The organism is Idiomarina sp. ST20R2A10 (assembly GCF_051842345.1).
Lineage (GTDB): Bacteria > Pseudomonadota > Gammaproteobacteria > Enterobacterales > Alteromonadaceae > Idiomarina > Idiomarina loihiensis.
Genome location: NZ_JBNIEY010000004.1, coordinates 223,346 through 249,530, shown reverse-complemented (window position 1 = coordinate 249,530; position 26,185 = coordinate 223,346). Strand labels below are relative to the sequence as shown.

Genomic DNA, 26,185 nt, shown 5'->3' with positions numbered 1-26,185 from the left:
GTTCTCAACTCTACAGGTGATAGTATGAAAAAAATAATAACTTCTGTTTCCGCCATTGCACTAGCAAGCGTCCTTGGCGCCTGCTCGCCGGCTCCTGAAGCCGACTCTTTGCAAGCTGCTGTTGACCATGAATCACGTACTGACAAGTATCAGGCTCGTGACGAGTTCCGCCATCCCCAAGAAACGTTAGAGTTCTTCGAATTAGAGCCAAATATGACGGTCGTTGAAATTTGGCCGGGCGGCGGTTGGTATACCGAAATACTGGCACCTTACCTTGCCGAAGAAGGACAGCTTTACGCTGCACATTTTCCTGAAGATTCAGGAAGCGATTATTACCAGCGTTCACTGGAAAAATTCAAAGAAAAATTAACCACCAACCCGGTTTATGGGAATGTAAATTTAACTGAATTTGCCCCGGGTTCTGATAGCGAAATTGCACCGGCAAGAAGTGCCGATAGAGTTCTCACTTTCCGCAACCTTCATAACTGGTATATGCAGGAAGGTGAAGAAGGCGTAGTGCAGGCATTCCGTCAGTTTTATCAAACACTAAAACCCAATGGCATGCTGGGTATCGTTGACCACCGTCTGCCTGAGTCGAAAGAGACTGAAGCATTCAAAGATTCGGGTTATGTAAAAGAAAGCTGGGTCATAGACTTAGCCGAGCAAGCAGGCTTTGAGTTTGTCGCCAGCGCCGAGATCAACGCAAACCCGAAAGATACAGCCGATCACCCTAAAGGCGTATGGACTTTACCTCCAACCCTAACTTTGGGTGATGAAGATAAAGAAAAATATGAAGCCATTGGTGAAAGCGATCGTTTCACCCTGAAGTTTCGCAAACCCGTTACAGACTAACAGGACAAAGCTAACCTTATGAAAGTATTGGTCGTTGGCGGCGGAGGCCGTGAACACGCTCTGGCGTGGAAAGCAGCGCAATCAAACCAAGTTGACTGCGTTTATGTTGCACCCGGTAATGCAGGTACAGAGCGTGAGCCAAACCTGACGAATGTTGCTATTGGTGCTGAGGACATTGAGAGTTTGCTCAACTTTGCTAAAAGCGAAGACATTGAACTGACTATCGTTGGCCCTGAAGCACCGCTCGTTGCCGGTATTGTTGATCGCTTTAACGAAGCCGGACTAGCTGCCTTTGGCCCAACAGCAAAGGCTGCACAGTTAGAAGGCTCTAAGGCCTTCAGCAAAGACTTTTTGCAGCGTCACAACATACCCACCGCCGACTACCAAAACTTTACCGAGGTTGAGCCTGCTAAAGCTTATGTCGCTGAAAAGGGTCTTCCTATTGTCATTAAGGCCGACGGACTGGCCGCTGGCAAAGGCGTTATTATTGCCGAAAGTCAGGAACAGGCAGATGCCGCTATCGACGACATGCTGGCCGGTAACCGTTTCGGCGATGCCGGGCATCGCGTGGTTATCGAAGAGTTTTTACGTGGCGAGGAAGCCTCCTTTATCGTGATGGTTGACGGTAAACATGCAATACCTTTTGCCTCAAGCCAGGATCATAAAGCCCGTGATAACGATGACAAAGGCCCAAATACTGGTGGTATGGGCGCCTACTCTCCGGCTCCGGTCGTTTCTCCGGCCATCCATGACTGGGTTATGCGTCATGTCATTAAGCCTACAGTGGACGGAATGGCTGCAGAAGGTGCGCCTTACAAAGGCTTCCTATACGCGGGTTTAATGATAGCTGAAGACGGCACCTCCAAAGTTCTGGAATACAACTGTCGCTTTGGTGACCCGGAAACTCAGCCCATTATGATGCGGCTGAAGTCTGATCTTGTCGAACTTTGCCTCCAGGCAATTGAGGGCAAACTCAACCAGGCACCTATCGACTTTGACGAGCGTGCCGCAGTTGGTGTGGTTATGGCCGCTGGCGGATACCCTGAAAGCTATGCGAAAGGTGACGTCATTCACGGTTTGCCGGATCACGCACCTGAAAACCAGAAAGTATTCCACGCCGGTACTAAAATGGATAACGGTAAAGTGGTCACTAGTGGTGGTCGAGTTTTGTGTTGTACGGCTTTGGGTGACACTGTTACAGAAGCACAAAAACTAGCATATCAACTGGTTGATCAAGTGAGCTGGAATAACGTCTATTACCGTACTGATATCGCTCACCGCGCAATAAACCGCGAAGGCTAAATACTTACCTCCTGTCATAGCACTGTCATAAAATAAAACTAAGCTTTTATGTTGTGCTGTAACAGGGGGTTCCATGTCAGGGTCTGATTTAACTAAAGAGCTGCTTAGCCTTATTCAGGACAAACAGCTTTATCCTCTATTCCAGCCCGTTATGGACACTTCCCGTGGAATTGTTATTGGCCACGAAGCTCTTATTCGCGGGCCTAAAGGACATCCACTTGAATTCCCGGATCGCCTATTTTCTCTCGCCAGCCAGGCACAGTTACTGTCTGAACTGGAACTAGCCTGTCGCTCGGCAGCTATGGAAGCGTTTCAAAAAAACGCTATGCAGGGAAAGCTGTTTCTTAACGTAAACCCTAACGTGTTGCAGGACGACAGCCACCCTCATGGCTCAACGTTACGCTTGTCTCAGCAATTCGGCATAGCGCCGGAACAAATCGTTATCGAAATTTCAGAGCGCTATCCAATTGAAGACACCAAGAACTTAAAACACGCCATTATTCACTATCAAAAACTGGGGTTTATGATAGCAATTGATGACTTAGGTGCCGGCTATTCAGGTCTGAAACTCTGGTCAGAATTACGTCCTGACTATGTGAAAATTGATCGATACTTTATTCATTCTATTGAAAAGTCCTCTGTAAAAAGAGAATTTGTACAAAGTATCTTATCGCTAGCCACCAGTCTGCGCACAAAAGTTGTCGTAGAAGGCATTGAAACGCCAGATGAGCTTGAACAACTGCAGGTTATGGGCGTTAATTATTGTCAGGGCTTCCTGCTTGGCAGGCCCGCGCCTTATCCGGTGTTGAAGGTTCCGTCCTCACTACTGTTACCGCATCATCATGTTGCATTAAACTACCAAAGTACTATCGCCAGTGTGGTCGATACCATTCATTGCGTATCAGCTCATACGCGCTCATCTGAAGTACTAGATACCTTTACACAAGACAAAACCTTATCTTCACTGCCCGTTATTCATGAGAAGAAAGTCGCCGGAATTATTCGCAGAGAAAAAATTATGGAGTTCTTTTCCGGTTCCTACGGTCATGCACTTTATGCCAACAAACCGGTTTCATACATAATGGACGAACACCCTCTTTCCGTTGACTGGCAAACGTCGCTGGAAGAGGTGAGCCAGCTTATTACCGATAACGACGAAGTCGATATTTATCAGCATATTATTGTGACTAAAAGCGATGTTTACTACGGTGTGGCATCCATTAAAAACCTATTACGCAGAATCACCGAATTAAAAGTTAACAATGCACGACATGCTAACCCCCTAACCCAACTGCCGGGCAACGTTGCCATTAACCAAATTATTGAAGAACAACTTTCCCGAGTACGATCATTCCACGTCGCCTACTTTGATCTGAACCATTTCAAGCCCTATAACGACATTTATGGGTACGAACAAGGCGATCAAATTATCAAATGGCTGGCGCAGATACTGCAAAAGCAACTATTCAGGCATGGTCATTTCATTGGCCACATTGGCGGGGACGACTTTGTGGCCATTTTCAAAGACATAGATAAAGAACAAACCGAAGAGCAATGTAATAAAATTATCAGAGACTTTGAGCAGGATATTACCCGCTTTTATCATCAGGAACACATTGATTTAGGAGGCATAAAAGCGTTATCCCGAAACGGTACGCCGGTTTTTTACCCTTTACTGGGCCTTGCTATAGGAGTTGTTCAGCCTGATCCTTCCGAGTGTTTATCGCATCACGATGTCGCACTGCTGGCCAGTGAAGCCAAAAAAGAAGCGAAACAATCTGACGGCAGCCGTTGCTACATGTGCCACCGCCAAAAACCCAGACGTTTACGCCAAATCAGTCCTCAACAATAAGGTCATCTTCGGTGTCCGAGGCTGAACTGAAAGTGTCATCAGCAAATTTACCCCGACCATACATACTGGCAACTTTAGGGCGATGAATTCGTGCCTGATACTTGGCCCAAACCTTTTCTACAGTACTTACCGGAGCTTGCTCACCTTTGCACGCGGCCAGTAATTCAATGTCTTCTTTTAACGTCGGCTTAAATTCACCGTTCAGCATGGCTGTAATCAAACAACCATAATGAGTCAATGCATCGCTTTCACGAATTGAAAAGTCGCCAGAGCGTGAAAAGCCATAAGGATAGTTGCGGAAATCGTTAAACGGTTTCTTTAACAGTGATTCACGGGTCATCTTGGTCATGGGTAAGCCCTTCCTACAGACTAAAAACCGAACAAAAGTCTGTCGTTGTATACGACAAAGACGATATAGAGCTAACTCAGAATTTTGTCAATGAAAATTTTTGTAAAATGCCTTTTAACAAATTTTTACAGCATCTATAAATTAGCCTCACGTAATCAAATATGTCACTTTGTTTCAAATTATTTCGCGAGTAAAAGGAAGAGCACTATGAATAAGTTAATGTTAACAACTCTGGCTACCGCTACATTAGGTCTGGCTGCATGCGGAGGATCAGATAGTAATGACACTAACGATGTCGCTCAGTTCTCTTTAGGTATCAGTGACGCCCCTGTCGACAATGCAGAATCTGTTGTCGCCTGCTTTAATGCCATTGAGCTTACGGGAAATGGCAGCTCTCCGCGGACTTTCACAGTTGGTGAAGATATCGAGGCTCCTGAAGAAAATGATCTTTGTACTAATGAGGAAGGCCAGCCCATAGCCAACACCATAGGTATTAACTTATTAGAATTCACCGGCAACGATTCAATGATGTTTCTGGAAGATGCTGAAATAGCAGCCGGACAATACGGTCAACTAAGACTGGTTATGGCGGATGGCTCATACATTATGACCGACACAAATGGTGACGGCGAAGCCGAGAAGGTGAGTATTCAAGTCCCTTCTAATGAACTTAAACTGGACGGTTTTATTGCCGATGCCGGTGGCAACCTTAACTTTACTGTCGAGTTTGACTTACGCAACTCAATGACAAATCCGGTAGGCCAAAGCCACTATATTCTTAAACCCAGAGGCGTTCGTTTAGTTGATAATTCTGCGGTCGGACACCTGAAAGGAACCGTCGCTGAAGGCGCACTGCTGTTTAACGACACTTGCACCGTGGCACCGGAAAACACAGATGAGCCAGTAGCTTACGTGTATTTATACGAAGGCAGTGATCTTGACGAAGCAACTCTGGCTGATAACGGCGGTTCGGAAGAAAATACGCCGTATGCCAGCACAGCGGTTTACTTTGATGGCGTTAGTACCTACGACTTTTCGCTTGGGTTTATTGCCGCAGGAGACTACACAGCCGCGCTAACCTGTAACGGTGACGACGACCCTGAAGCCGATGACGAAATTAATTTCCTATTTGCTGAAAATGTCAGTATTGAAGCGTCCAGCGAACCACAAGAACTGGAGTTTGTTGGTGCCGCCAGCGAGTAACCTCAAATTAAAATAAAGCTACAGGGACGTAGCTTTTACCTACCAAAATCCAAAAGCGGAACCAAGACTTCTGCCACTCAGCACTACAGAAATCAGAAAAATAATTGCGGCTAAAATATTTTGCAGCAGTGAGTTGCGATATTTTCCCAACAGAGGACTTTGACAAAGCCACCAGAGAAATCCGACTATTATGGGCAACAAGATGCCATTAGCCACCTGTGCAAACCAGATAACAGTTACGGGCTTAATACCAACGCTGGAAATAATAATGCCAATTACCAGAATCGTGAACCAGATAATCCGAAAAGCTCTGCTGCGTAAATTAACGGACCAGCCCATAATTCCACAAAGCGCATAAGCACTAGCTAAAGGCGCGGTTGTTGCCGACGAAATACCCGCCGCAAACAACCCTATTGCCATTAAATAAGTGGCTCCGTCTCCAAACAATGGTCTTAAAGATTCAGCCAAGTCACCAGCACTCTCTATCTCAACTTGCTGACCAAAAAAGGCCGAAGCAGCTGTAGCCACAATGGCCATAGAAATAAGGCCGCCAAAAGGAATAGAGAGAAAAAGGTCACGCCGCGCGGCTGGCAATTCTTCTGCCGTTTTCCACTTTTTTGAAACACTGGATGCATGCAGGAAAATATTATAAGGAACCACAGTTGTGCCAATTAAAGCCACAACTGTTAAAGTCGCTCCGGTAGGCATGGAAAAACCAAAGGTACCATTGAATACCGCCCCCCAGTCAGGGTCTGTTAATAGAAACGTGCCGATAAAAGCCACGCTCATTAACAGCACCATAACGATAAGAGCTCGTTCTATCACCCGCGCATTACCAGACCAAAGTATTAATAGCGCAATAATACCAATAATAAGCGCCCAGGCATTACTCAGCCAGACATCAAGTACAGGTACCGGTCCAAGCAGTTCGCTGGCACCCAGGCTTGCCCCGGAAAGGTTGCCCCCCTGATAGACACTATTGCCAATAGCAATAGCACTAAAAATGAGCAACAGCGCCAGCCACCGAAGCCAGCCAGAGGTTAAGTTATTACGAATATTCTCGCCCAGACCAGCTTGAGTGACTAACCCAATACGGGCAGACATTTCCTGCAAAATGACACAGGCGACAACGGAAAACAGCAATGCCCACAGCAATGCATAACCAAAATTAGCACCAGCTAGTGAAGCAGTAACTACCGTACCCGGACCAATAAAAGCCGCAGCGACCAGGGCGCCTGGGCCAAAGTTAGACAGTTTCAACATAAGTATTCCTGTGCCCCGGAGACAACAGAAAATTTAATTTTTTGATTAACCCATTTATTGTTTTTATTTTGCATGGGAAGCATGTCCGTTTGACGGTAATTTAACCGCTGAGTCTATCTCACTTTAGAGGATTGCACAAAGCACCTCACTGCGGTAAAACAGTGCTATGACAAAGACAAAATTAGACTGGTCAAAAATACTGAAATCCGGGCAGAGGATCTTTATAGGTTCTCACGCGGCGGTGCCTACGGCCCTTATTGATGACCTGATAGAAAATTCGAAAAACCTGCACGATATTGAAATTGTGCAGTTAATGACGCTGTCTGATAACAAATGGGCAGGTCCGCAGTATCAGCAACTCTTTAAGGTAAACACCTTTTTTATTGGTGGGGATACAGTACGAACTGCGGTTAACGAAGGACGCGCAGATTACACTCCCAGCTTTATTTCCGACATTCCTAATTTATTCAGTAACGGAATTCTGCCGCTGGATGCGGCCTTAATTATGGTCAGCCCCGCCGACAAGTACGGTTACCATTCTATGGGCGTGTCGGTTGATGTGGTTGCCGCGGCAGCTAAGTCTGCCAATACGGTAATAGCGCAGGTTAACCCTAATATGCCGGTTACCTATGGACAGTCGTTTCTGCACACGAACCAGATTCACCATTTTTGGGAACATGCGGCGCCACTACCGGAGCTGCCGCCGCCAAGCCTGGAAAACAATAAAATCATTGAACGTATAGGCCAGTACATTGCTTTGCTGGTTGAAAATGGCGCGACTCTGCAAATTGGTGTGGGTACCATTTGCGCGGCGGCACTGCGTTACCTGAGCAATCACAAAGATCTTGGCATTCACAGTGAGCTTATCACTGACGATGTTATGCACCTTATGCTCAAAGGGGTCATCAACAATCGTAAAAAAACCTTTCACCCGAACAAAATCGTCACCAGTTTTTGTATGGGTTCTAAAGCTCTGTATGACTTTGTTGATCACAACCCCCACGTTGGTTTTTACCCTAGTGAGTACGTTAACTCACCGGCCAATGTCGCCCGCAACGACAAACTCGTGGCTATTAATAGCGCCATTGAAGTGGACTTAACCGGACAGATTGTTTCCGACTCCATAGGACATCAGTTTTATAGCGGTATTGGCGGGCAAGTTGACTTCAGTCGTGGCGCTTCCTTAAGTAAGGGGGGTAAGCCCGTCATTGCTCTGCCGTCAACCACCGAAGACGGCAAAGTATCGCGCATTGTGCCTTTTATTCGTGAAGGAGCCGGAGTGGTCACCACGCGAGGGCACGTGCATTATGTCGTAACCGAATTTGGGGTGGCGTCGCTGCGCGGAAAAAGTATCCGCGAACGCGCATTAGAGCTGATTCGTGTTGCCCACCCTAAATTCCGTAGCCATCTGTTACAGGAAGTACGCAAACACTACTGGGTGCCCAACTATCAGCAACAAACGCCTGTCGATGTGCCTGAACTTGGTGACATCGGCTTTAAAAAGCTAAAAATTAATAATGAGTCTTTCGACTTAAGACCTCTCTATCCATCAGACGAACGACGATTGCAGGAGTTTTTCTACTCTCATACCAAAGAAACCCTGCAGTTACGATACAACGCAGTGCCCACCAACATGACCCGGGAAAAATCCTGTAACTTGGTCAGCGTTGATCAGTCCAGAGACCTGGCCCTTTGTATTGTTCGCCAGAAGGGCTCAGCGGTTCAAATTCAGGCCGTAGGACGTTACTACTTCATTGAGTCTCAAAATAGCTGTGAAGTGGCTTTTGTTACCCGTGAGAAGTATCAGGGGCGGGGCATGGCGGGCATGTTACTGGATGAAATGATCCGTATTGCCAAAGAGCGCAAGCTGGACAGTATGCAGGCCTATGTTCTGGCAGCTAATAAGCCCATGCTCAGCGTGTTCGAGCGCGGAGGCTTTAAGCGCCTACCCAGTGAAGAGCCCGGAGAAGTGCTGCTGAAACTCGAGCTGAACGAGGACGCAGACTAGCTATGTCTATCGTTGTTTTTAGTCATTCAGATTGCCTGGAGCATATTCCGGATGAACAACACCCAGAGTGCCCGGCTCGCATAGCGGCCATTAACGACCAATTGATCCGCTCCGGAATGGACTTTGTTCTGGTCAGAAAAGACGCTTCCGACGCGCCACTTGAGGCTATTTACAGAGCCCATACCAAAGAGCATGTCGATTTTGTTTTCGCGCAAATTCCGGAGTACGACCACGAGTGGATTGATCCGGACACCTTAATAACCGCAGGCAGTAAAGCCGCCGCGCTGAAGGCTGCCGGAGCCGCCATCAATGCAGTCGATGATGTACTGACCACTTACAACAAACAGGCCTTTTGTGCCGTGCGCCCGCCCGGACACCACGCCACCCGCGACAAAGCGATGGGCTTCTGCCTGTTCAATAATGTTGCTATTGCTGCTTACCATGCTCTGGAAACGCACGGGCTTGAACGCGTTGCCATTGTCGATTTTGACGTGCACCACGGCAATGGAACAGAAGACATTGTTCAGAGCGATGAGCGTATTTTATTTTGTTCGTCTTTTCAGCAGGCGTTTTACCCCTTTACCGGCGAAGACACCAGCGCCGACAATATCCACAACGTTCCCTTACCCGCAGGATGCAAAGGCCCACAATGGCAAGAAGCCGTTAGCCAAAAGTGGTTTAAGGCGTTAGATAACTTTGCACCACAATTAATACTGATTTCCGCGGGGTTTGACGGCCACGCCGAAGACGACATGTCGCAGTTCTTATTGAAAGAAGAAGACTACCACTGGATAAGCCTCAAACTGAAAGAAATTGCCGATAATCATTGCGACGGCCGTATCGTATCTTGCCTGGAAGGCGGGTATAATCTCAGCGCTTTAGGCCGCAGCGTGGTTGCGCATTTAAAAGGCTTGCTCTAATTAGCTAAGGCTTAAATAGCGCCTAAAACAGCAAGCTTCCATTCGTAAAAACATTCATAAAAAGAGTCGAGTATTATGGGATTAATTCTTAAGCTAATTGCGGGTATTGTCGCCGGTATTCTCATTGGGCTATATATGCCCGAGTGGGTCAGCCAACTGTTATTGACCTTTAAAGCTCTGTTCGGTCAGTTGTTATTCTTTACCATCCCATTACTTATTTTGTTCTTCATTACCAGCGGTATTGCCAGCTTACCAAGCAACTCCGGAAAAATGCTCGGTAAAACCTTAGGTATAGCTTATGCCTCTACCGTCATCGCCGGTAGTGTTGCGTTTTTCGCCGCCAGCCTTGTCGTGCCCTGGCTGACCACCGATGCTCAAAGTGTTTCTACCGAAGCCAAAGCCACTATAGAACCTTTTATTGAACTGTCAGTTCCGCCACTTATGGAAGTCATGTCAGCTCTGGTTTTAGCCTTTATATTCGGGTTGGGCATTGCCAGTACTAAAGCTGAAAGTTTGAAAAAACTGTCGGATCAAGGCCGCGACATTATCGAGCTGCTGTTGGTTAAAGTTATTATTCCATTACTGCCGCTGTATATTGCCGGTATCTTTACAGAAATGGCCGTTGCCGGCACGGTGTTTAATACCCTGAAAACATTTGGTGTCATTCTCATACTTGCCGTTGCCCTGCACTGGGTTTACATCACCTCTATGTACATTATGGCGGGTATAAAAACCGGTCGTTCGCCACTGTTTTTAATTAAAAACATGCTGCCAGCCTATTTCACCGCGTTAGGTACTATGTCCAGTGCTGCAACTATTCCAGTCACCCTGCAAAGCGTGCGTAAAAACAAAGTTGATAATGACGTAGCCAATTTTACCGTGCCACTTTGCGCTACCGTTCACTTAGCTGGCTCCACCATTACCATTGTTAGCTGTGCGGTCGCGGTTATGGTGCTGCATAATTCACTGGCTATTCCCGGCTTCTTTACCATGCTGCCGTTTATTTTAATGCTTGGCATTGTCATGTTAGCCGCACCAGGTGTGCCCGGCGGCGCCGTTATGTCAGCGGTTGGCCTGTTAGGTTCCATGCTGGGTTTCGGCGAAACCGCAGTCGCCTTAATGATAGCCTTGTACATGGCACAGGACAGCTTCGGTACCGCCTGTAATATTACGGGTGATGGTGCTATTGCTATGTTTGTGGATAGTTCGAAAGAGAGTTAGCAAACGAAGGTTCAGAACATTGAGTCGCTGGTGCGTATTAAACTCAATTTAAACGTACTAGCGATTAAAACTTGGAGCGGGAAACGAGATTCGAACTCGCGACCCCAACCTTGGCAAGGTTGTGCTCTACCAGCTGAGCTATTCCCGCGTATTGATACTTCTGGTGGAAAGACTGACGTTGGAGCGGGAAACGAGATTCGAACTCGCGACCCCAACCTTGGCAAGGTTGTGCTCTACCAGCTGAGCTATTCCCGCTTCGTCAGTGCGGCGTGTATTCTACTGATACCACCGATAAGGTCAATAGTTTTCGCGCCGCAATTGGTTTATTTGCTGAAAAAATGCTCTCGATAGTGCTGTAATTCTGCAATAGACTCACGAATATCCGCTAAAGCCTCATGCGCACCTGACTTTTTAAAGCTATTAGCAACTTCCGGATTCCAGCGTTTGGCCAGCTCTTTTAATGTGCTGACGTCTAAGTTCCGGTAATGGAAAAAAGCTTCCAGTTCAGGCATATGCTTTGCCAGAAAACGGCGATCCTGACAGATACTGTTACCGCACATTGGCGATACGCCAGCGTCAATGTACTGCTTTAAAAACTCAATCGTCTCTGCAGCCGCTTTACGCTCGTCGTGCTGACTCTCCTTTACCCGCTCAACGAGACCGGAGCCGGTGTGCGTTTTCACATTCCAGTCGTCCATTCTGTCCAGGTACTTTTGCGGCTGATGAACCGCAATAACAGGGCCTTCGGCCAGAGTGTTTAACTGGGCATCGGTGACTATGGTAGCCACTTCAATAATATGATTCTCATCAGGCTCCAGGCCTGTCATTTCAAGGTCAATCCAAATTAAGCGTTGTTTCTTATTGTCCTCGGTCATTACCCTGCTCTCTCAATACAATTTGTTGTATGATAGCGTCATTTCTAGCACGACAACAGGTTAACGGGCTTGGTAAAACGCAGACGTCTTAATAAAGGTCAGCAACGGCAAGTATCAGTCAATCAGAAAAAACGACTGAAAAACACCGATATAGAATGGACTGACAGCCAGCTTAATGCACCGGAACCCGGTCGCGTTATAAGCCGCTTTGGCCAACATGCCGATATCCGTGATGAGCAGGGGAATACCTATCGCTGCCATATTCGCAGGGTTATCAGCAGTCTGGTGTGTGGCGACAGTGTTTTATGGTCCAGATCTTCGGTTGAGCAACAAGGCATGCAGGGCGTAGTGGTTGCTGTTCAGGAGCGCGACAGCTTGCTCTCGCGCCCCGACTACTACGACGGTCTTAAACCGGTTGCCGCTAATATTGATCAAATCTTTATTATCTCGAGCGTATTGCCAAGCTTCTCCTCTCCGATTATCGATCGCTACTTAGTCGCCTGCGAAGACATTGGCATAGAGCCGGTTATTGTCCTGAATAAAGCCGATTTACTGCCGGAAATAGACGAAGAAGAGCGCAACCATATCCAGCAGCGCTTAAAAGACTACGAGAGTATTGGCTATAAAGTCCTTAACGTCAGCAGCGCGACTCAGGATGGTCTGGATGCCCTGCAGGACATGCTGAAAGACAGTATTTCTATTGTGGTTGGACAGTCGGGGGTGGGTAAATCCTCGCTGGTTAATCAGCTGTTACCTGACGTGAACGCCGAAACAAATTTAGTGTCCGATAATTCAGGATTAGGACAGCACACAACCACAGTCGCGACTTGGTATGACTTAAAGCAAGGCGGCGCATTGATTGACTCCCCCGGGATTCGGGAATTTTCATTGTGGCATCTGGAACCCGAGCGAATCGCTCGTTGCTATGTGGACTTTCGCGACTATTTAGGCGGCTGTAAATTCCGTGACTGCAAACACGCAGACGACCCAGGTTGTGCATTACAGGAAGCTGTCAGCAACAATCAATTGCATGACTGGCGTCTTTCTAATTATCATCGCATTATTGAGACTATGAAAACACAAAAGCCCAGTCGGGCAATTCGAGGTAAATAACTGTGGCTAAGACCGATAAAGTCAAAATATTCTTCCAGCATGTCATGCCTAAGCATTTAATTTCCCGCTTAATAGGAAAGTTTGCTGCGGCGCGTGCCGGATGGTTTACTCAGCTGTTTATCCGTTGGTTTATCCGACAGTATAAAATTGATATGAGTGAAGCCATTGAAGAATCGCCAAAAGCTTATAAAACCTTTAATGCGTTTTTTACCCGCCATTTAAAACCTGAACTCAGACCCTTAGAGGCCAGCGAAAGCGAGCTGGCTCATCCGGTCGATGGTGCTGTCAGCCAATTGGGCGACATTGAAAACGGACGTATTTTTCAGGCCAAAGGCCACGATTATTCGTTACAGGAATTGCTGGGGGGCAACGAAGAAGACGCGAAACCTTTCGTTGACGGTAAATTCGCAACTATTTATTTGGCGCCGAAAGACTATCATCGCATTCATATGCCCTGCGACGGCGTGCTGAAAAAAATGATTTATGTGCCAGGTGATTTGTACTCTGTTAACCCGTTAACGGCGGCTAATGTCCCTAACCTGTTTGCCCGAAATGAGCGCGTGGTTGCCATTTTTGATACCGAAGTTGGCCCCATGTCATTGGTATTGGTTGGCGCTACAATTGTTGCCAGTATCGGTACTGTATGGTCCGGTACCATAACGCCTCCTACCGGCGGGCGTATTCAAAGTTGGTCATATCCAACCTCGGGGCACTCTGCGATACACCTTAAAAAAGGTGAGGAAATGGGTCACTTTAAACTGGGCTCGACCGTTGTGTTGACCTTTGCTAAAGACGCCATTGAGTTTAACGACGAACTTAAACCTCTGTCAGTGACCCGTATGGGTGAAGTCATGGCAGAAATAAAAGAGAGCGACGATTGATTTTATGGGCTCACCGAGGAGCCAGTTATGAGGCTCCGGAAAACACGCTCGCCGCGTTCTCGCGCGCAATGGACAGCGGAGTGCATGGCATAGAGCTGGATGTTTACGCCATTGACGGTGAGCGTTTTGTCTTTCACGACCGGTATTTAGAACGCCTGACAGCCACCCCGGGCAGATTAAAAGATTTAACCGCAGAGCAAATTCGGCATCTGAAAGTCTTCGGTCAGCAGTCTATACCCACGCTGCGAGAAGCTTTAGCTCATATTAACGGACATTGTCATGTCAACATCGAGCTTAAAGGCGATGTGCCGACCAAAGAGCTGTTACTGGACGTTGATTACGCTCTGCAGAACTCGAATTTTAAGCCCGAGCAACTGCTGGTTTCGTCTTTTAACCACCATTGGTTACAACGCCTTAAAAAGCGTCGTCCCAGCATTAAAATTGGAGCGTTAAGTGCCAGTTGCCCTTTGAGTTATTGCTACTTCGCTGAAGAACTCAAAGCCTTCTCAGCTCATTTCGCTGTCGACTTTGTGACACCTGAGTTAGTCGCAGATGGTCATCGCCGGGGCTTACAAGTTTATGTCTATACTGTGGATGGTCAGCACGACATTGAAGAACTGCACGCAATGGGAGTCGACGGTATTTTTACCAATCACCCTAGTTATGCACAAAACGTCGTTGCCGGCCTGACCACTGCCGGCAACGAACCTATTCTGCACTATTAGCACCGCAGACCATCAACTATGATGGTCTGGATACTCTTCCTGTAAAGATTCCAGTTTACGCGTGATAGCCATTGGTGAGCTGGTATTCTTCGCCAGAGCGATATACAGAGCAGGAATAACAAATAACGTCAAAAATGCTGACACTGCAACCCCGGCAAAAATAACCGTACCAATGACCATACGGCTTTCAGCTCCCGGCCCAGAACCGAGGATAAGTGGCACGGAACTCATTAGAGTTGTGAACGCCGTCATCACAATCGGTCGTAAACGCTGTTGCGCAGCTTTAAGCACAGCTTCTTTGAACTCCACTCCTGAATCACGCAACTGATTCGCAAATTCAACAATAAGAATACCATTTTTCGCTGCCAGACCAATGAGCATTACTATGCCTATCTGACTGTATATATTGATGCTCATTCCGGCCAGATACAGCGCCATTAAAGCCCCAACTATAGCCATAGGTACCGCCAGCATAATGACCAACGGATGAATAAAGCTTTCAAACTGCGCAGCCAGAACCAGGAAGGTAATGACCAATGCCAACCCAAAAACAAAGACAATTGAACTACCACTCTCTTTGTACAGTTGAGACTCGCCTTTATAGTCAATTGAGACATCTTCCGGCAGTTTTTCCTGCACCACGCCTTCCAAATAACTCAACGCTTCACCCAGTGAATATCCCTCAGCCAGATTCGCTTCAATGGTGACACTGCGCATACGGTTGTATCGGTTAAGTCGGGCTGAAGTGGCCTGCTCAGTAATGGTTACGAGGTTAGAAAGCGGAATCAATTCGTCACTTTTACGCGAACGTACATAGATATTATCTATGGCGCTGGGGCTACGGTAATCGGCTTTTTCGCCCTCCAGCATCACGTCATACTCTTCACCGCGATCAAGGTAGGTTGTCACTCGTCTTTGGCCTAATACAGACTGCAAGGTGATACCTATATCCTGCACTGAAACTCCTAAATCAGCCGCGCTGGCTTCATCCACCTGAATCAGTAATTGTGGCAAAGTTTCTTTATAGTCACTGTCCAGATCCTGTAAACCCGGGTTGGTAGAAGCTTCCTCAATAACAATGTCACGAAATTCAGCTAAGCGCTCGTAGGTATTCCCCTGCAACACGAATTCGACCGGACGCCCGCCTCCGCCGCTAATACCACTCCGCATAAAAGCGAACGCCTGAACGCCGACAACCGAATCCAACTGAGAGCGCATTTCTTCCATTAGATCAAAACTTGACCAGTCACGCTCGTCAAACGGAACGGCACCGACGATAGCAATACCGGCGCTACCGCCCCAACCGGGAGCACGAACAATCAAACGGTCAATCTTGCCTTCATCAATATAAGGCAAAAGAATCTGTTCTATTTCGTCCATATGTCTGGAGCTGGACTCGAAACTTGCGCCTTCGGCACTGCGCACCTGAATATAAAAAGTACCGCGGTCTTCAGGTGGCGCGAACTCTTGTGGAATAAAGCTGAATAAACCGAACGCAACAACACCCGACATAACCACCAACACGATTGCCATCATAGGCCGCTTCACGCTTTTCTCAAGCACGCCACGGTAACCTTGTTCCAGCCAGTTGAAAGTCGCATCAAAAGCTTTACCAAATTTACTGGTACGCTCTTTTTTACTCAGTATTTTAGAGCTCAGCATTGGCGTTAACGTCAGTGCAGCAATACTGGAGAAAGCAACAGCAGCGGCTATGGCAAGGGCAAACTCCGTAAAAAGCTTACCGATATTTCCGTCTAAGAAAGCCAACGGTACAAATACCGAAATCAGTACCAGGGTTGTCGCAATAACCGCAAAGCCCACTTCTCTGGCTCCACGATAAGCAGCCAGAACCGGAGGCTCTCCCTCTTCTATACGGCGGTATATGTTTTCCAGCACGACAATAGAGTCATCAACCACCAGTCCAATAGCCAGTACCAGCGCCAGCAAGGTTAACAAGTTTATGGAAAAGCCCAGTGCGAATAGCACCATGTAGGACGCAATAATCGCCACAGGCACCGTCAGCGCAGGAACAATAGTTGCCCTTATATTTCCTAAAAACAGGTAAATAACGACAATAACCAGTGCCATCGCCACAGCCAGAGTATTATAAACTTCGTCAACTGAGCCCTGAATAAATATCGACGAGTCATAGCTGGGTGCCAGATACATGGTTTCAGGCAGGGTTTCCTGAATTTTTTTCATTTCCCGGTGAACGTTCTTCACCACATCCAGGGTGTTGCCCTTCGACTGTTTAATGACACCAACACCAACCATGTTAACGCCATTACCCCGGAAGTCGGTTTTGTCATCTTCGGCACCCAGTTCTACCCGGGCCACTTCACCCAACCGGACTAAGTAACCATCGTCGCCCTGTCGTATCACCAAGTTTTTAAAGTCTTCCGGCGATAAATACGCGCGTGCCATACGAACCGAGAATTCTCTGTCGGTTGACTCAACTTCACCTGCCGGAAGCTCAACGTTTTCTTCTCGCAAACGGCTAACAATATCGGTTACCGTCACCTGCCGTGCCGCCATAGCATCACGGTCCAGCCATACACGCATGGCGTAACGGCGGTCACCACCAATGACTACCCGTGCGACACCGTCGGCAACTGACAGACGGTCTACGATGTATCGCTCCGCGTAGTCAGTTAGCTCCAGAATCGACATGCTCTCGCTGCGAAGGTTATACCAGACAATGGTACTCTCATCGCTTGAGGCCTTTGAAACTTCAGGGGGGTCAGCTTCTTCCGGCAGGTTATCAAGTACCCGGGACACCCGCTCACGAACGTCGTTAGAAGCGGCATCAATGTCGCGAGTCAGATTAAACTCTATACTGATACTGGAGCGCCCGTTGCGGCTGCTAGAGCTAATGTTTTTAATGCCTTCTATGCCACTAATACGGTCTTCGACTAACTGCGTGACCTGAGTTTCTACAACTTCGGCAGAGGCGCCGGGGTAGTCTGTATCAATAGTAACTATAGGACGATCGATATCCGGATATTCTCGCAACGGCAGCATGGTAAAAGCTACAATACCGAAAACCACCAGCAGAATATTCAGTACGGTTGCAAAAACCGGACGTTTTACAGAAAGGTCTGACAACAACATAATTTAACCTCCCTGCACAGAAACGGGTACACCGTCACGAAGGCGAACAATACCTTCTATAATAACTTCTTCTCCGGGTTTAAGGCCGCCTGTAATTTCCACAATACCGGGCTTACGTCGACCAATAGTGACTTCTTTTTGGCGCGCGCGATTATCCGGTGTTAACACATACACATATTGTCTGTTTTGAATGGGGATAAGCGCTTTTTCCGGCAACAAAAGAGCTTCATCAATGCTCCGTAGCAAAGTAATTTGCAAAAGCATTCCCGGACGCAGGCGTTCATCATCATTGTTAATTTTTGCACGGACTTTTACTGACCGCGTTACCGGGTCCACACGAGAATCAATGCTGGAAATACGCCCAATAAACTGTTCGCCCGGATATGCACGGCTGCGGGCAATCACTTCCTGATCTACGGCAATACTAGCGAAATAACGTTCAGGAACGCTGAAGTCCACTTTAATAGGTTTGATATCATCAAGCGTTGTAAACACATCCCCCGGACTGACCAGAGAACCGGCGCTTATTTCACGAATACCGACACGGCCTGAAAATGGCGCATAAATCTTCATTTCTTTTAAAGTTGCTTCCGCAACTTCTAAATCGGCCTGGAGCCCATTTACCCGAACTTGTTGCTCATTAAGTTGTTGTTGTGAGGCTGCATTACCACGACGCAATTCGGTTATGCGTTCCAGCTGTCGTTTTGCTTCGTCTAAACTAAATTTGAGTTGTTGCACACGAGCTACTTCTATACGCGCATTTAACTCAGCCAGCAGTTGTCCCTGCTCAACTAAGTCGCCGCTTTCAAAATAGATTTTTTCAACAACGTCCTGAGTTTGCGCGGTAATACGAACCGTTTCATTGGCCATGGCGGTGCCTAACGCTTCAATAGTATCGCGGAACTCACTAATTTCAGCGGTCTGAGTTTTAACCGGAACCGACTGTTCCTTTCCCTCTTCAACCTTAGTTTCAGGCGGAAACCCAAACAAATACACAGCTGCCGCAGTCAGGACAACGACAACAATAGTAATGGGATTAATCCAGGAACGTTTCGCCATGCTTACCTCTAGGTTCTTTTTACAACGGTTTTAACATGGACTATTGTACGCAAAACACCGCCTAAAGGCGGTGCACTTAACGAGGATTCTGGCGGTTTAATCGCAAATTCAATCGTTTGAATGAAACGCGGGGCTGTATTTGTGAATAGCTTCAATAAAAGCAGCAGCATGCTCCGGATCTACTTCGGGGTGAATTCCATGCCCCAAATTGAACACATGGCCAGTACCTGAACCATAGCTTTGTAATATGCTTTGTACTTCTTCCTCAATCCGCGCTGGTTTCGCATACAGTACGCTAGGGTCCATATTTCCCTGCAGCGCGACTTGCCTACCAACACGAGCTCTGGCATCGGATAAATCGGTGGTCCAATCCACACCCAGCGCATCGGCACCGCTGGCAGCCATAGCTTCCAACCATTGCCCACCATTTTTGGTAAATAAAGTAACCGGCACTTTGCGTCCGTCGGCTTCCCGCGTAAGACCCGCTACAATTTTCTCCATGTAAGCCAGAGAAAATGCTTTGTAGTCACGTGGTGATAAAACTCCCCCCCAGGTATCGAATATCATGACCGACTGCGCACCTGCGGCAATCTGCGCATTTAAATACTGAGTAACGGACTCAGCCAGTACATTCAGCAAGGTATGCATAGCTTCAGGATCAGCAAACATCAGTTGCTTCACCTTGGAGAAGTTTTTGGTGCTGCCACCTTCAACCATGTAGGTCGCCAGTGTCCAGGGACTTCCGGAGAAACCAATAAGTGGCACACTGCCATTCAGTTCGCGACGAATAGCGCGCACAGCATCCATCACGTAACCCAGCTCGTCTTCCATATCGGGCACAGCCAGATTTTTAATAGCAGCCATGCTGCGAACCGGGTCTTTAAATTTTGGACCTTCGCCAGCCTCAAAATATAAACCCAGACCCATAGCATCCGGAATGGTCAAAATATCACTGAAGAGTATAGCGGCATCCAGGTCGAATCGACGTAACGGTTGCATGGTCACTTCACAGGCCAGTTCAGTGTTACGGCATAATGACATAAAGTCGCCAGCCTGACCGCGCACTTCTTTATATTCAGGTAAATAGCGCCCAGCCTGACGCATCATCCAGACGGGTGTGCGATCAACAGGTTGTTTTGCCAATGCACGAAGGTAACGATCATTTTTAAGCGCCGGAGCGGTCATAGCGAATCCAATTATTTATCAACATCAATGCCCGGCATTTTATCAGTCCACAGGCATTGGCTCCATGAAAACTTATGCTTACCTCTTTTGAGATAGGTCAATCAACGTTCTTGCTATGGTCCCTTCCGGCGGAATATTCGGAAGGCTGTCAAAAGCAAACCAGTCGCCTGTCACCAATTCGTGCGGATCAATATGCAATTCGCCTTCTGCCCAGTCTGCAGTGTATCCCATCATTAATGAATGAGGGAAAGACCAGGGCTGGCTTAAATGGTACTGAATGTTCTTAACGCGGATACCTGCTTCCTCATAAACCTCTCGCTCTAATGCCTGCTCCAGACTTTCGCCGGCTTCAACAAACCCTGCCAGTATAGAGTGCAACCCAGGCTTATGCCGCTTACCCTGAGCCAGTAAAATTTTGTCACCTTTGCGAATAGCCACGATAATGCATGGCGACACGCGCGGGTAACAACGGTGCTGACACTGGTTACAATGCATCGCCAGCTCCCATTCAATGGTTTGCATGCGGGCACCGCAGCGGCCACAAAAGCGATGAGTATTCAAAAAGTCGCTGAATTGCCGGGCTCTGCCTGCCATCGCAAACTTTTCCATGTCATCCACGGTAAGTAATTGCCGTAAAGGCACGAACTCACCACCAATGAACTGCTCATCCATATAGTCAGCCATGACCAAATAACAGCTACGCTCCCGCAGTTCTCCTATTTCCACTACCCGGTAGTCATTTAAGTCTGGAAAGCTCAGATCTTGCAGGCAGCCAAAAGGGACTTCTCCGCTGTCATCCAGAAAAAGATGGTCAGAGCTCACCACAAACCACCAGGCAGGTTCATCACCCGCCGGTTTTGAATACAAAGTCGCCATATTAATCCCGCGTATCAAATGCGTTTGGTTTTCTGTAAAATCAGTTGAGTTCTAATGCTTCTGAATTTACATTAGGTACTGAAACTATAGACGGAGAGTATCATGTTAAGCCGTAATGAGCAGGCAAAAAAGCGCTGGGGCGGCGCTCATAAAAGTATCGACCTATGGCTATCCGAGCGCCAGGACTTACTGGTGAATTACTTTAAACTTGCCGCGCTCCCGCCTTATGAAAGCATTCGCTCGGGCTTACCCGACGTCACTGATATCCGTAACTTTTGCGGTCAATTAGTCGACTACGTATCGAGTGGTCATTTTGAAATTTATGACCAAATTGTGCGCGAAGCTTCATCTCAGGGAAACTCAGTTGATGATTTGGCTGATGAGTTATTCCCTTTAATTTCTGACACAACCGAAATAGCGTTAGATTTTAACGATAAGTACGGTGAGATAAGCTCAACTGACCACTGTGAAACCTTCGATAGAGATTTATCGGCACTTGGTGAAGCATTGGAATTAAGAATGGAGTTTGAAGACAAACTTCTCAACCATTTAGACGAGCATAATTTAATAACAGCTTAAGCTGACTTTTATTGAATTTATAAAAACGCCGGTAATTCGCCGGCGTTTTTGTATAGATGAAAACTCAACTGAGCTTATTCGGTATCCGGTTCGTCTTTTTGTACGTTAAGTAATTCAACGGTAAAAATCAGCGTTGAATTTGGTGGGATTTGACCATCACCCAATTCACGATCTCCATATGCAAGTTCAGACGGGATCACAAAACGGTACTTAGCACCTTCCTTCATCAACTGCAGACCTTCAGTCCAGCCCGGAATAACTCGGTTTAGCGGAAAAGATGTAGGCTCGCCACGTTCATAGGAGCTATCAAAAACTTCCCCATTAACCAACGTGCCTTCGTAATGAACTTCTACCATATCGGTTTCGGATGGACTAACACCGTCACCCTCTTTAAGAACTTCATACTGAAGACCTGAATCCGTTGTTTGAACACCTTCTTTTTTCGCGTTCTCGGCTAAATACGCTTTACCTTCTTCCGCCGCTTTCTTACCCAATACGTTTTGACGTTGCTCCATAACTTCTTTGCGCATAGTGTTCAGGATTTTTTCAGCTTCCTCATCACTTAACTGAGGATCACCTTTAACCGCATCCACAAAGCCAGCAATAACAATATCGCGTTCCAGCATGAAATCCGCTTCTTCCTGACGTTCTAAGTTACGTGCAATAAACCCGCCAACAGAAGAGCCTAGAGCGTAAGCCTGCTTGTCTTTGTCTGTTTTTAATTCCGTATCATTCGCCGGAAATTTTTCTTGTGAGCAGGCCGCCAGTACCAGCGCGATAGCTGAAATAGCTAACGGCTTCATCAGTTGTTTCATCGTTTTCTCCAATTATCGTCTTGCATCCTTTCGGACTATGCCATAATAGTGTTATCTAACAGAACCATACTACACAACCACAAGGAACTTGCCTATGCCTTTTCTTAAGCTCTGCGGTGCGTTTATTTTGCTGGTTGTAATTACCGGTTGCCAACCTGCACCGGAAAAGGTCAAGAAAACGATTCACGCTGAAAACGGCACCTACGCCGCTGATATTTCCGACGACGGAAACTATAGCCTAGTCTCTACAGATGAAACTGGTTTACTGCTGTGGCCACGTTATGCCACCAACGCCAAGTACCAATGGCAGCATAATGAAAACACCGTCTCTCAGATTATAGACGTTGATATTAGCGCCGACGGGGAAGTGGCGGTTGCAGCATCGCGTAAAGAATTCTCCATGTGGGATATTAATAACGGCGAAAATCTGGGGTTCTGGCAAATAGGTTCAGGCGAGATACAAAAGCTGGTGGTCAGTAAAAAAGGTGGAACGGTGGTGCTTGGAAAGCAAGACGGTACACAGGTTGCTTTCAACCCCGCCTCGGGTCGACGTATTGAATTTTATGGGCATACCGAAAGTATTAATGTTCTTGATATTTCGCCCAATGGTTTTTATGTTCTAAGCGGTTCAAACGACCATTCGGCTATACTGTGGGATACCCGGAGCGGGCAAATTGTGCACCGTTGGCCACTGGAAGGGCGGATCACACAGGTTGCTCTGCACCCTGATGGTCACTTCGCGTTTATCTCAGATGCAATCGATAATTCGATTATTCACTCACTACCAGATGGCGAAATTGCCTCAAAACTTAAATTCATAGAGCGCCATAAAATTTTTAGTGCTGCGCGTTTTAGCGCATCCGGTGATTATCTCATTACCGGCTCGCCATCACGTCAAATTGCAATCTGGGACACCTCGACAGGAGAAGAGCTCACGCACTGGCGGGTAGATTTACGCGACGGAGGACGTCCCAGCAACGCTGCGGTGTTAGCCGTCGTCTTTGATGAAAAACAGCAACAGGTCATTAGCGAGAGCTCTGCCGGTCTTGCTGAGTGGTGGAATATTGATTTAACAGGTAGTAAAGAATGACAGTAGAGAAGATAGAAGCACAATTAACTAATCTGGAAATGCAGTTAACATTCCAGGAAGACACTATTCATTCATTGAATAAACTGGTTACTGAGCAGACTCAGCAAATGAGTGAAATGCAAAAGCAAATTCGCTGGTTAGGAAAGCGCCTAAAACAAATGCAGGAGAATCAGTCGACTGACTCAGATCCGGCAGACGAACCACCCCCTCCTCATTATTAAAGCGTTGGGTTTACCTTGACCTTAGTAAATCAGGTCAGTATAACAACTGTTCTTATTTAGTTTGCGAGAATGTTATGTCATCAAAGCACCCGATTATTGCCGTTACCGGTTCATCAGGAGCAGGAACAACCACCACAGGTCAGGCCGTACGCCATATCTTTCGTTCGTTAGATGTGAGTGCAGCGTTTGTGGAAGGTGACAGCTTTCATCGCTACTCCCGCCCTGAAATGGACTTGGCTATTCGCAAAGCTCAGGAACAGGGTCGTCATATCAGTTATTTTGGTGCCGAAGCCAACGACTTTGACCGGTTAGAATCGTTATTCCGCTCTTATTCGCAAACCGGCAACGGTAAAGTCCGTCGCTATTTACACAGCTTTGATGATGCGGTTCCTTATAACCAAATGCCCGGTACTTTCACGCCCTGGGAAGAACTGCCTGAAAGTACCGATGCACTTTTCTATGAGGGCTTGCATGGTGGTGTTTGCGGAGACGGCTACGATGTAACTCAATATGTTGATTTATTAATCGGTATGGTGCCCATTGTTAACCTTGAGTGGATCCAGAAATTAATTCGCGATACCTCGGAGCGGGGGCACTCACGTGAAGCGGTTACCACCAGCATTATTCGCGGCATGGAAGATTACATTCACCATATTGTTCCGCAGTTTTCGCGTACTCATATCAACTTCCAGAGAGTACCTACGGTTGATACGTCCAACCCTTTCAGCGCCAAGGATATTCCATCACTGGACGAGAGTTTTGTTGTTATTCGTTTTCGCGGTATTAAGAACGTCGACTTCCCATATTACCTGCAGATGATAGACGGCTCGTTTATGTCACGTACCAGCACCCTAGTTGTGCCCGGTGGGAAAATGGCCTTAGCCATGGAGCTTATTCTGACACCGCTGATTGAACAAATTATGGAAAGGAAAAACCAGGTTCGCCGTCAGGTTGACTGGATATCAAGTAAGTAACTACTCACCAACTAACCAGCGACTGTGAAAGTTGGCACCTTTATCCTGAGCCAGAGTCTTGCACAACACGGGTAACAGATGCTCGCTGTCCTGTACCACGCCATAAGGCGGATTAACCCAGAGAAAGCCACAGCCGTGAAGCCCTTTACGCTCATCATTGGTGCGTATATTCAGCTCCATGATCAGAGTCTTAGGCAGATCCGACAAAGCGCCAACGTCGCGATGAAAAGCCGCCGTTTTCAGCTCATCTTTAATGGGATACCAAACCGCAAAGCTGCCGCTTTTCCAGCGTTTTAAGCCCTGTTCAAGCGCGCTGACCACATCGTCAAACTCCGTGGTGTTTTCAAAAGGCGGGTCAATAAGTACCAAACCACGCTTTTCAGCCGGGGGCAGTTGCGCACGCACAGCCTGATAACCGTCCATAGGAGCCAGTATTTGCACTTGTTTGTGTCGCCCCAAGGGGGTGTTTTTAAGAGTCTCTGCGTCTTCTTTATGCAGTTCACAAACAACTAACCGGTCATTTTCGCGTAAAAATTCAGAAGTTATGACCGGTGAACCGGGGTAATACCGAAGCTTATCCTGCTCTTCGTTTAATTGACGCACGGTGCTTAAGTATGCGGCGGCTAAAGGCTCTTCAGCTGAGTGCTCAGCAAAACGAACAATGCCCTGCTCAGCTTCAGCAGTTCTTATTGCCTGATCGCCTTGCAAATCGTAGTAGCCGATACCACCGTGGGTATCGAGTACAAAGTAGGGCTTATTCTTTTGCTGAAAATACTCTAGCGCCCGCGCCAACAGCAAATGCTTAAAAACATCGGCAAAATTGCCAGCATGAAAAATGTGTCGATAATTCAAAGATCAGTCGTCTTGTTGAGGGGATTCAATACGGTAACTGTGGGTAATATTAACCGAAGCTTCCAGCATCTTAGCCACCGAACAGTACTTGTCGGCTGACAGTTTCACCGCACGCTCTACGTGCTTTTCGTTGATATCGGTGCCCACGACCACGAACTCCAGGTGAATGTCGGTAAAAACCTTTGGTACTGAATCGGCACGTGTCCCTGACAACTCACAATAGCAGCGCTGAAAGTTCTGCTTAGCTTTTTGCAATATGCTGACCACATCAACCGATGCGCAACTTCCCGCAGACATTAGCACCATTTCCATAGGGCTGGGCGCCTTGCCCGGGCTGTCACCATCCATAACCACTTGATGACCACTACCTGAGGTAGCCACAAAAGTCATGTCCTCTACCCAGGTGACCTTTGCATTCATGCTATTTGCTGACATTGAAGATCCTTGCTGAACTCAATAAAAGACTACAGTCGGTAACTTTGCAGACGCTCATCGAAAAGGTTTTTTACCAGACCGACAAACTCGTTAATGAAGGCTTCCTGCTGCGGAGTCGGGTGTGTATCCAGAACTTTCGATAACACCTCTTCTAAATCGTAAACGATAGCATCCGTTTCCCGGACAATATCCAGCCGCACAGCCTCATCAAGCTCATTCTGCTCAAACACTGCCATCATGCTTTCTGACAAGCGCTCTTCCATAAAGTCGCGCAAAGTGTAATCCGCAGTTCTTGCGCTGCTACTTTGTTCAGTGAAGACCGGTAACTGACCTGTCAGGTACTGGATTAACTCAATGTATCCGTCTGTTTCAACTATCATCTGTTTCTCTTTGTCACGCGGCCAGGCAACCCATACGTTGCCCA

25 protein-coding genes and 2 tRNA genes are annotated in these 26,185 nt (G+C 47.2%); 14 read left to right on the top strand and 13 right to left on the bottom strand.

Translation table 11 applies throughout. The annotated features are described in order from the left end of the window. Nucleotides 1-24: 24 nt before the first annotated feature. The 3 genes from ACP7H9_RS08565 to ACP7H9_RS08555 all read left to right on the top strand — a co-directional run bounded on the left by ACP7H9_RS08565 (nt 25) and on the right by ACP7H9_RS08555 (nt 4,006). Nucleotides 25-852: a class I SAM-dependent methyltransferase gene (locus ACP7H9_RS08565; RefSeq protein ID WP_114982402.1), complete on the top strand. Its 828-nt coding sequence runs from the start codon at nt 25-27 to the stop codon at nt 850-852. Between the two features lie 18 nt (nt 853-870). Continuing rightward, complete coding sequence (gene purD, locus ACP7H9_RS08560) at nt 871-2,154, top strand: phosphoribosylamine--glycine ligase (protein WP_114982403.1); 1,284 nt, start codon at nt 871-873, stop codon at nt 2,152-2,154. A 73-nt stretch (nt 2,155-2,227) separates the two neighbouring features. Beyond that, nucleotides 2,228-4,006: a bifunctional diguanylate cyclase/phosphodiesterase gene (locus tag ACP7H9_RS08555; RefSeq protein WP_034822583.1), complete on the top strand. Its 1,779-nt coding sequence runs from the start codon at nt 2,228-2,230 to the stop codon at nt 4,004-4,006. Here ACP7H9_RS08555 and maoP read toward each other — a convergent pair. Beyond that, entirely contained in the window at nt 3,990-4,355 is a 366-nt protein-coding gene (maoP, locus tag ACP7H9_RS08550) for a DUF413 domain-containing protein (RefSeq protein WP_011235520.1), read from the bottom strand. The two genes, ACP7H9_RS08555 and maoP, sit on opposite strands and share 17 nt — an antisense overlap. A 207-nt stretch (nt 4,356-4,562) precedes the next feature. Between maoP and ACP7H9_RS08545 the strand changes: the two genes are divergently transcribed. Further along, on the top strand, nt 4,563-5,558 hold the full coding sequence (locus ACP7H9_RS08545) for a DUF4382 domain-containing protein (protein WP_034822585.1): 996 nt from the start codon (nt 4,563-4,565) through the stop codon (nt 5,556-5,558). Between the two features lie 39 nt (nt 5,559-5,597). Here ACP7H9_RS08545 and ACP7H9_RS08540 read toward each other — a convergent pair whose 3' ends face one another. Then, nucleotides 5,598-6,821 (bottom strand): Nramp family divalent metal transporter, encoded by a 1,224-nt coding sequence (locus ACP7H9_RS08540; RefSeq protein WP_011235522.1) that lies wholly within the window; start codon nt 6,819-6,821, stop codon nt 5,598-5,600. 166 nt (nt 6,822-6,987) lie between these two features. Here ACP7H9_RS08540 and ACP7H9_RS08535 point away from each other — a divergent pair, with 166 nt between their 5' ends. The 3 genes from ACP7H9_RS08535 to ACP7H9_RS08525 all read left to right on the top strand — a co-directional run bounded on the left by ACP7H9_RS08535 (nt 6,988) and on the right by ACP7H9_RS08525 (nt 10,970). Next, complete coding sequence (locus tag ACP7H9_RS08535) at nt 6,988-8,829, top strand: GNAT family N-acetyltransferase (RefSeq protein ID WP_011235523.1); 1,842 nt, start codon at nt 6,988-6,990, stop codon at nt 8,827-8,829. Between the two features lie 2 nt (nt 8,830-8,831). Then, nucleotides 8,832-9,749 carry a histone deacetylase family protein gene (locus ACP7H9_RS08530; protein ID WP_114982404.1) on the top strand — a complete coding sequence of 306 codons (918 nt, stop codon included), beginning with the start codon at nt 8,832-8,834 and terminating at the stop codon, nt 9,747-9,749. 75 nt (nt 9,750-9,824) lie between these two features. Continuing rightward, a complete protein-coding gene (locus ACP7H9_RS08525; RefSeq protein WP_114982405.1) occupies nt 9,825-10,970 on the top strand; it encodes a dicarboxylate/amino acid:cation symporter in 1,146 nt (381 codons plus the stop codon). A gap of 72 nt (nt 10,971-11,042) precedes the next feature. Here the strand turns inward: ACP7H9_RS08525 and ACP7H9_RS08520 are convergent. The 3 genes from ACP7H9_RS08520 to orn form a co-directional block, all read right to left on the bottom strand. Beyond that, nucleotides 11,043-11,118: transfer RNA gene (locus ACP7H9_RS08520), tRNA-Gly, on the bottom strand. 31 nt (nt 11,119-11,149) lie between these two features. Beyond that, nucleotides 11,150-11,225, bottom strand: a tRNA-Gly gene (locus ACP7H9_RS08515). 68 nt (nt 11,226-11,293) lie between these two features. Next, on the bottom strand, nt 11,294-11,845 hold the full coding sequence (orn, locus tag ACP7H9_RS08510) for an oligoribonuclease (RefSeq protein WP_114982406.1): 552 nt from the start codon (nt 11,843-11,845) through the stop codon (nt 11,294-11,296). Nucleotides 11,846-11,914: 69 nt separating this feature from the next. On the opposite strand from orn, the gene rsgA reads away from it, so the two are divergent. Genes rsgA through ACP7H9_RS08495 form a run of 3 tightly spaced genes read left to right on the top strand, consistent with a single transcriptional unit; the run spans nt 11,915 to nt 14,564 of the window. Further along, entirely contained in the window at nt 11,915-12,958 is a 1,044-nt protein-coding gene (rsgA, locus tag ACP7H9_RS08505) for a small ribosomal subunit biogenesis GTPase RsgA (protein ID WP_114982407.1), read from the top strand. Nucleotides 12,959-12,960: 2 nt separating this feature from the next. Next, complete coding sequence (gene asd, locus ACP7H9_RS08500) at nt 12,961-13,839, top strand: archaetidylserine decarboxylase (protein ID WP_011235528.1); 879 nt, start codon at nt 12,961-12,963, stop codon at nt 13,837-13,839. Beyond that, nucleotides 13,836-14,564 carry a glycerophosphodiester phosphodiesterase gene (locus tag ACP7H9_RS08495; RefSeq protein ID WP_110013392.1) on the top strand — a complete coding sequence of 243 codons (729 nt, stop codon included), beginning with the start codon at nt 13,836-13,838 and terminating at the stop codon, nt 14,562-14,564. The genes asd and ACP7H9_RS08495 overlap by 4 nt, the downstream gene beginning before the upstream one ends. Nucleotides 14,565-14,576: 12 nt before the next feature. Here the strand turns inward: ACP7H9_RS08495 and ACP7H9_RS08490 are convergent, their stop codons facing one another. From ACP7H9_RS08490 to nudC, 4 genes are all read right to left on the bottom strand, one after another. Beyond that, on the bottom strand, nt 14,577-17,675 hold the full coding sequence (locus ACP7H9_RS08490; protein WP_011235530.1) for an efflux RND transporter permease subunit: 3,099 nt from the start codon (nt 17,673-17,675) through the stop codon (nt 14,577-14,579). 3 nt (nt 17,676-17,678) lie between these two features. After that, nucleotides 17,679-18,734, bottom strand: coding sequence for an efflux RND transporter periplasmic adaptor subunit (locus tag ACP7H9_RS08485; protein WP_011235531.1), 1,056 nt, complete (start codon nt 18,732-18,734; stop codon nt 17,679-17,681). A 108-nt stretch (nt 18,735-18,842) separates the two neighbouring features. After that, complete coding sequence (gene hemE / locus ACP7H9_RS08480) at nt 18,843-19,919, bottom strand: uroporphyrinogen decarboxylase (protein ID WP_034822598.1); 1,077 nt, start codon at nt 19,917-19,919, stop codon at nt 18,843-18,845. A gap of 78 nt (nt 19,920-19,997) precedes the next feature. After that, a complete protein-coding gene (gene nudC, locus ACP7H9_RS08475) occupies nt 19,998-20,795 on the bottom strand; it encodes an NAD(+) diphosphatase (RefSeq protein WP_034822599.1) in 798 nt (265 codons plus the stop codon). A gap of 102 nt (nt 20,796-20,897) precedes the next feature. Between nudC and ACP7H9_RS08470 the strand changes: the two genes are divergently transcribed. Then, nucleotides 20,898-21,374: an Rsd/AlgQ family anti-sigma factor gene (locus ACP7H9_RS08470; RefSeq protein ID WP_011235534.1), complete on the top strand. Its 477-nt coding sequence runs from the start codon at nt 20,898-20,900 to the stop codon at nt 21,372-21,374. A 74-nt stretch (nt 21,375-21,448) separates the two neighbouring features. Here ACP7H9_RS08470 and fkpA read toward each other — a convergent pair whose 3' ends face one another. Next, nucleotides 21,449-22,189 (bottom strand): FKBP-type peptidyl-prolyl cis-trans isomerase, encoded by a 741-nt coding sequence (fkpA, locus tag ACP7H9_RS08465; protein WP_011235535.1) that lies wholly within the window; start codon nt 22,187-22,189, stop codon nt 21,449-21,451. Between the two features lie 94 nt (nt 22,190-22,283). On the opposite strand from fkpA, the gene ACP7H9_RS08460 reads away from it, so the two are divergent. The 3 genes from ACP7H9_RS08460 to ACP7H9_RS08450 all read left to right on the top strand — a co-directional run bounded on the left by ACP7H9_RS08460 (nt 22,284) and on the right by ACP7H9_RS08450 (nt 24,474). Further along, the gene (locus tag ACP7H9_RS08460; protein WP_114982408.1) at nt 22,284-23,279 is read left to right on the top strand and encodes a WD40 repeat domain-containing protein; all 996 of its coding nucleotides are present in this window, start codon (nt 22,284-22,286) and stop codon (nt 23,277-23,279) included. Further along, entirely contained in the window at nt 23,276-23,500 is a 225-nt protein-coding gene (locus tag ACP7H9_RS08455) for a SlyX family protein (RefSeq protein ID WP_114982409.1), read from the top strand. The genes ACP7H9_RS08460 and ACP7H9_RS08455 overlap by 4 nt, the downstream gene beginning before the upstream one ends. Nucleotides 23,501-23,574: 74 nt before the next feature. Then, on the top strand, nt 23,575-24,474 hold the full coding sequence (locus ACP7H9_RS08450; RefSeq protein WP_011235538.1) for a phosphoribulokinase: 900 nt from the start codon (nt 23,575-23,577) through the stop codon (nt 24,472-24,474). Here the strand turns inward: ACP7H9_RS08450 and ACP7H9_RS08445 are convergent, their stop codons facing one another. From ACP7H9_RS08445 to ACP7H9_RS08435, 3 genes are read right to left on the bottom strand one after another with little or no spacing between them, the layout of a single operon-like run. After that, a complete protein-coding gene (locus ACP7H9_RS08445; protein ID WP_011235539.1) occupies nt 24,475-25,326 on the bottom strand; it encodes a 23S rRNA (adenine(2030)-N(6))-methyltransferase RlmJ in 852 nt (283 codons plus the stop codon). It abuts the gene before it with no gap. 3 nt (nt 25,327-25,329) lie between these two features. Next, nucleotides 25,330-25,761: an OsmC family protein gene (locus ACP7H9_RS08440; protein WP_114982410.1), complete on the bottom strand. Its 432-nt coding sequence runs from the start codon at nt 25,759-25,761 to the stop codon at nt 25,330-25,332. A 29-nt stretch (nt 25,762-25,790) separates the two neighbouring features. Further along, the gene (locus tag ACP7H9_RS08435) at nt 25,791-26,141 is read right to left on the bottom strand and encodes a DUF3802 family protein (RefSeq protein ID WP_011235541.1); all 351 of its coding nucleotides are present in this window, start codon (nt 26,139-26,141) and stop codon (nt 25,791-25,793) included. Between the last annotated feature and the right edge of the window lie 44 nt (nt 26,142-26,185).

What these genes read in the sequence shown, in the direction of transcription:
- orn (WP_114982406.1), bottom strand. Translation starts at nt 11,845, where the DNA reads ATGACCGAGGACAATAAGAAACAACGCTTAATTTGGATTGACCTTGAA.
- ACP7H9_RS08455 (WP_114982409.1), top strand. Translation starts at nt 23,276, where the DNA reads ATGACAGTAGAGAAGATAGAAGCACAATTAACTAATCTGGAAATGCAG.
- fkpA (WP_011235535.1), bottom strand. Translation starts at nt 22,189, where the DNA reads ATGAAACAACTGATGAAGCCGTTAGCTATTTCAGCTATCGCGCTGGTA.
- nudC (WP_034822599.1), bottom strand. Translation starts at nt 20,795, where the DNA reads ATGGCGACTTTGTATTCAAAACCGGCGGGTGATGAACCTGCCTGGTGG.
- ACP7H9_RS08565 (WP_114982402.1), top strand. Translation starts at nt 25, where the DNA reads ATGAAAAAAATAATAACTTCTGTTTCCGCCATTGCACTAGCAAGCGTC.
- ACP7H9_RS08460 (WP_114982408.1), top strand. Translation starts at nt 22,284, where the DNA reads ATGCCTTTTCTTAAGCTCTGCGGTGCGTTTATTTTGCTGGTTGTAATT.
- ACP7H9_RS08490 (WP_011235530.1), bottom strand. Translation starts at nt 17,675, where the DNA reads ATGTTGTTGTCAGACCTTTCTGTAAAACGTCCGGTTTTTGCAACCGTA.
- ACP7H9_RS08525 (WP_114982405.1), top strand. Translation starts at nt 9,825, where the DNA reads ATGGGATTAATTCTTAAGCTAATTGCGGGTATTGTCGCCGGTATTCTC.
- ACP7H9_RS08440 (WP_114982410.1), bottom strand. Translation starts at nt 25,761, where the DNA reads ATGTCAGCAAATAGCATGAATGCAAAGGTCACCTGGGTAGAGGACATG.
- ACP7H9_RS08545 (WP_034822585.1), top strand. Translation starts at nt 4,563, where the DNA reads ATGAATAAGTTAATGTTAACAACTCTGGCTACCGCTACATTAGGTCTG.
- ACP7H9_RS08470 (WP_011235534.1), top strand. Translation starts at nt 20,898, where the DNA reads ATGTTAAGCCGTAATGAGCAGGCAAAAAAGCGCTGGGGCGGCGCTCAT.
- ACP7H9_RS08485 (WP_011235531.1), bottom strand. Translation starts at nt 18,734, where the DNA reads ATGGCGAAACGTTCCTGGATTAATCCCATTACTATTGTTGTCGTTGTC.
- maoP (WP_011235520.1), bottom strand. Translation starts at nt 4,355, where the DNA reads ATGACCAAGATGACCCGTGAATCACTGTTAAAGAAACCGTTTAACGAT.
- purD (WP_114982403.1), top strand. Translation starts at nt 871, where the DNA reads ATGAAAGTATTGGTCGTTGGCGGCGGAGGCCGTGAACACGCTCTGGCG.
- ACP7H9_RS08530 (WP_114982404.1), top strand. Translation starts at nt 8,832, where the DNA reads ATGTCTATCGTTGTTTTTAGTCATTCAGATTGCCTGGAGCATATTCCG.
- ACP7H9_RS08540 (WP_011235522.1), bottom strand. Translation starts at nt 6,821, where the DNA reads ATGTTGAAACTGTCTAACTTTGGCCCAGGCGCCCTGGTCGCTGCGGCT.
- ACP7H9_RS08535 (WP_011235523.1), top strand. Translation starts at nt 6,988, where the DNA reads ATGACAAAGACAAAATTAGACTGGTCAAAAATACTGAAATCCGGGCAG.
- ACP7H9_RS08555 (WP_034822583.1), top strand. Translation starts at nt 2,228, where the DNA reads ATGTCAGGGTCTGATTTAACTAAAGAGCTGCTTAGCCTTATTCAGGAC.
- ACP7H9_RS08450 (WP_011235538.1), top strand. Translation starts at nt 23,575, where the DNA reads ATGTCATCAAAGCACCCGATTATTGCCGTTACCGGTTCATCAGGAGCA.
- ACP7H9_RS08435 (WP_011235541.1), bottom strand. Translation starts at nt 26,141, where the DNA reads ATGATAGTTGAAACAGACGGATACATTGAGTTAATCCAGTACCTGACA.
- hemE (WP_034822598.1), bottom strand. Translation starts at nt 19,919, where the DNA reads ATGACCGCTCCGGCGCTTAAAAATGATCGTTACCTTCGTGCATTGGCA.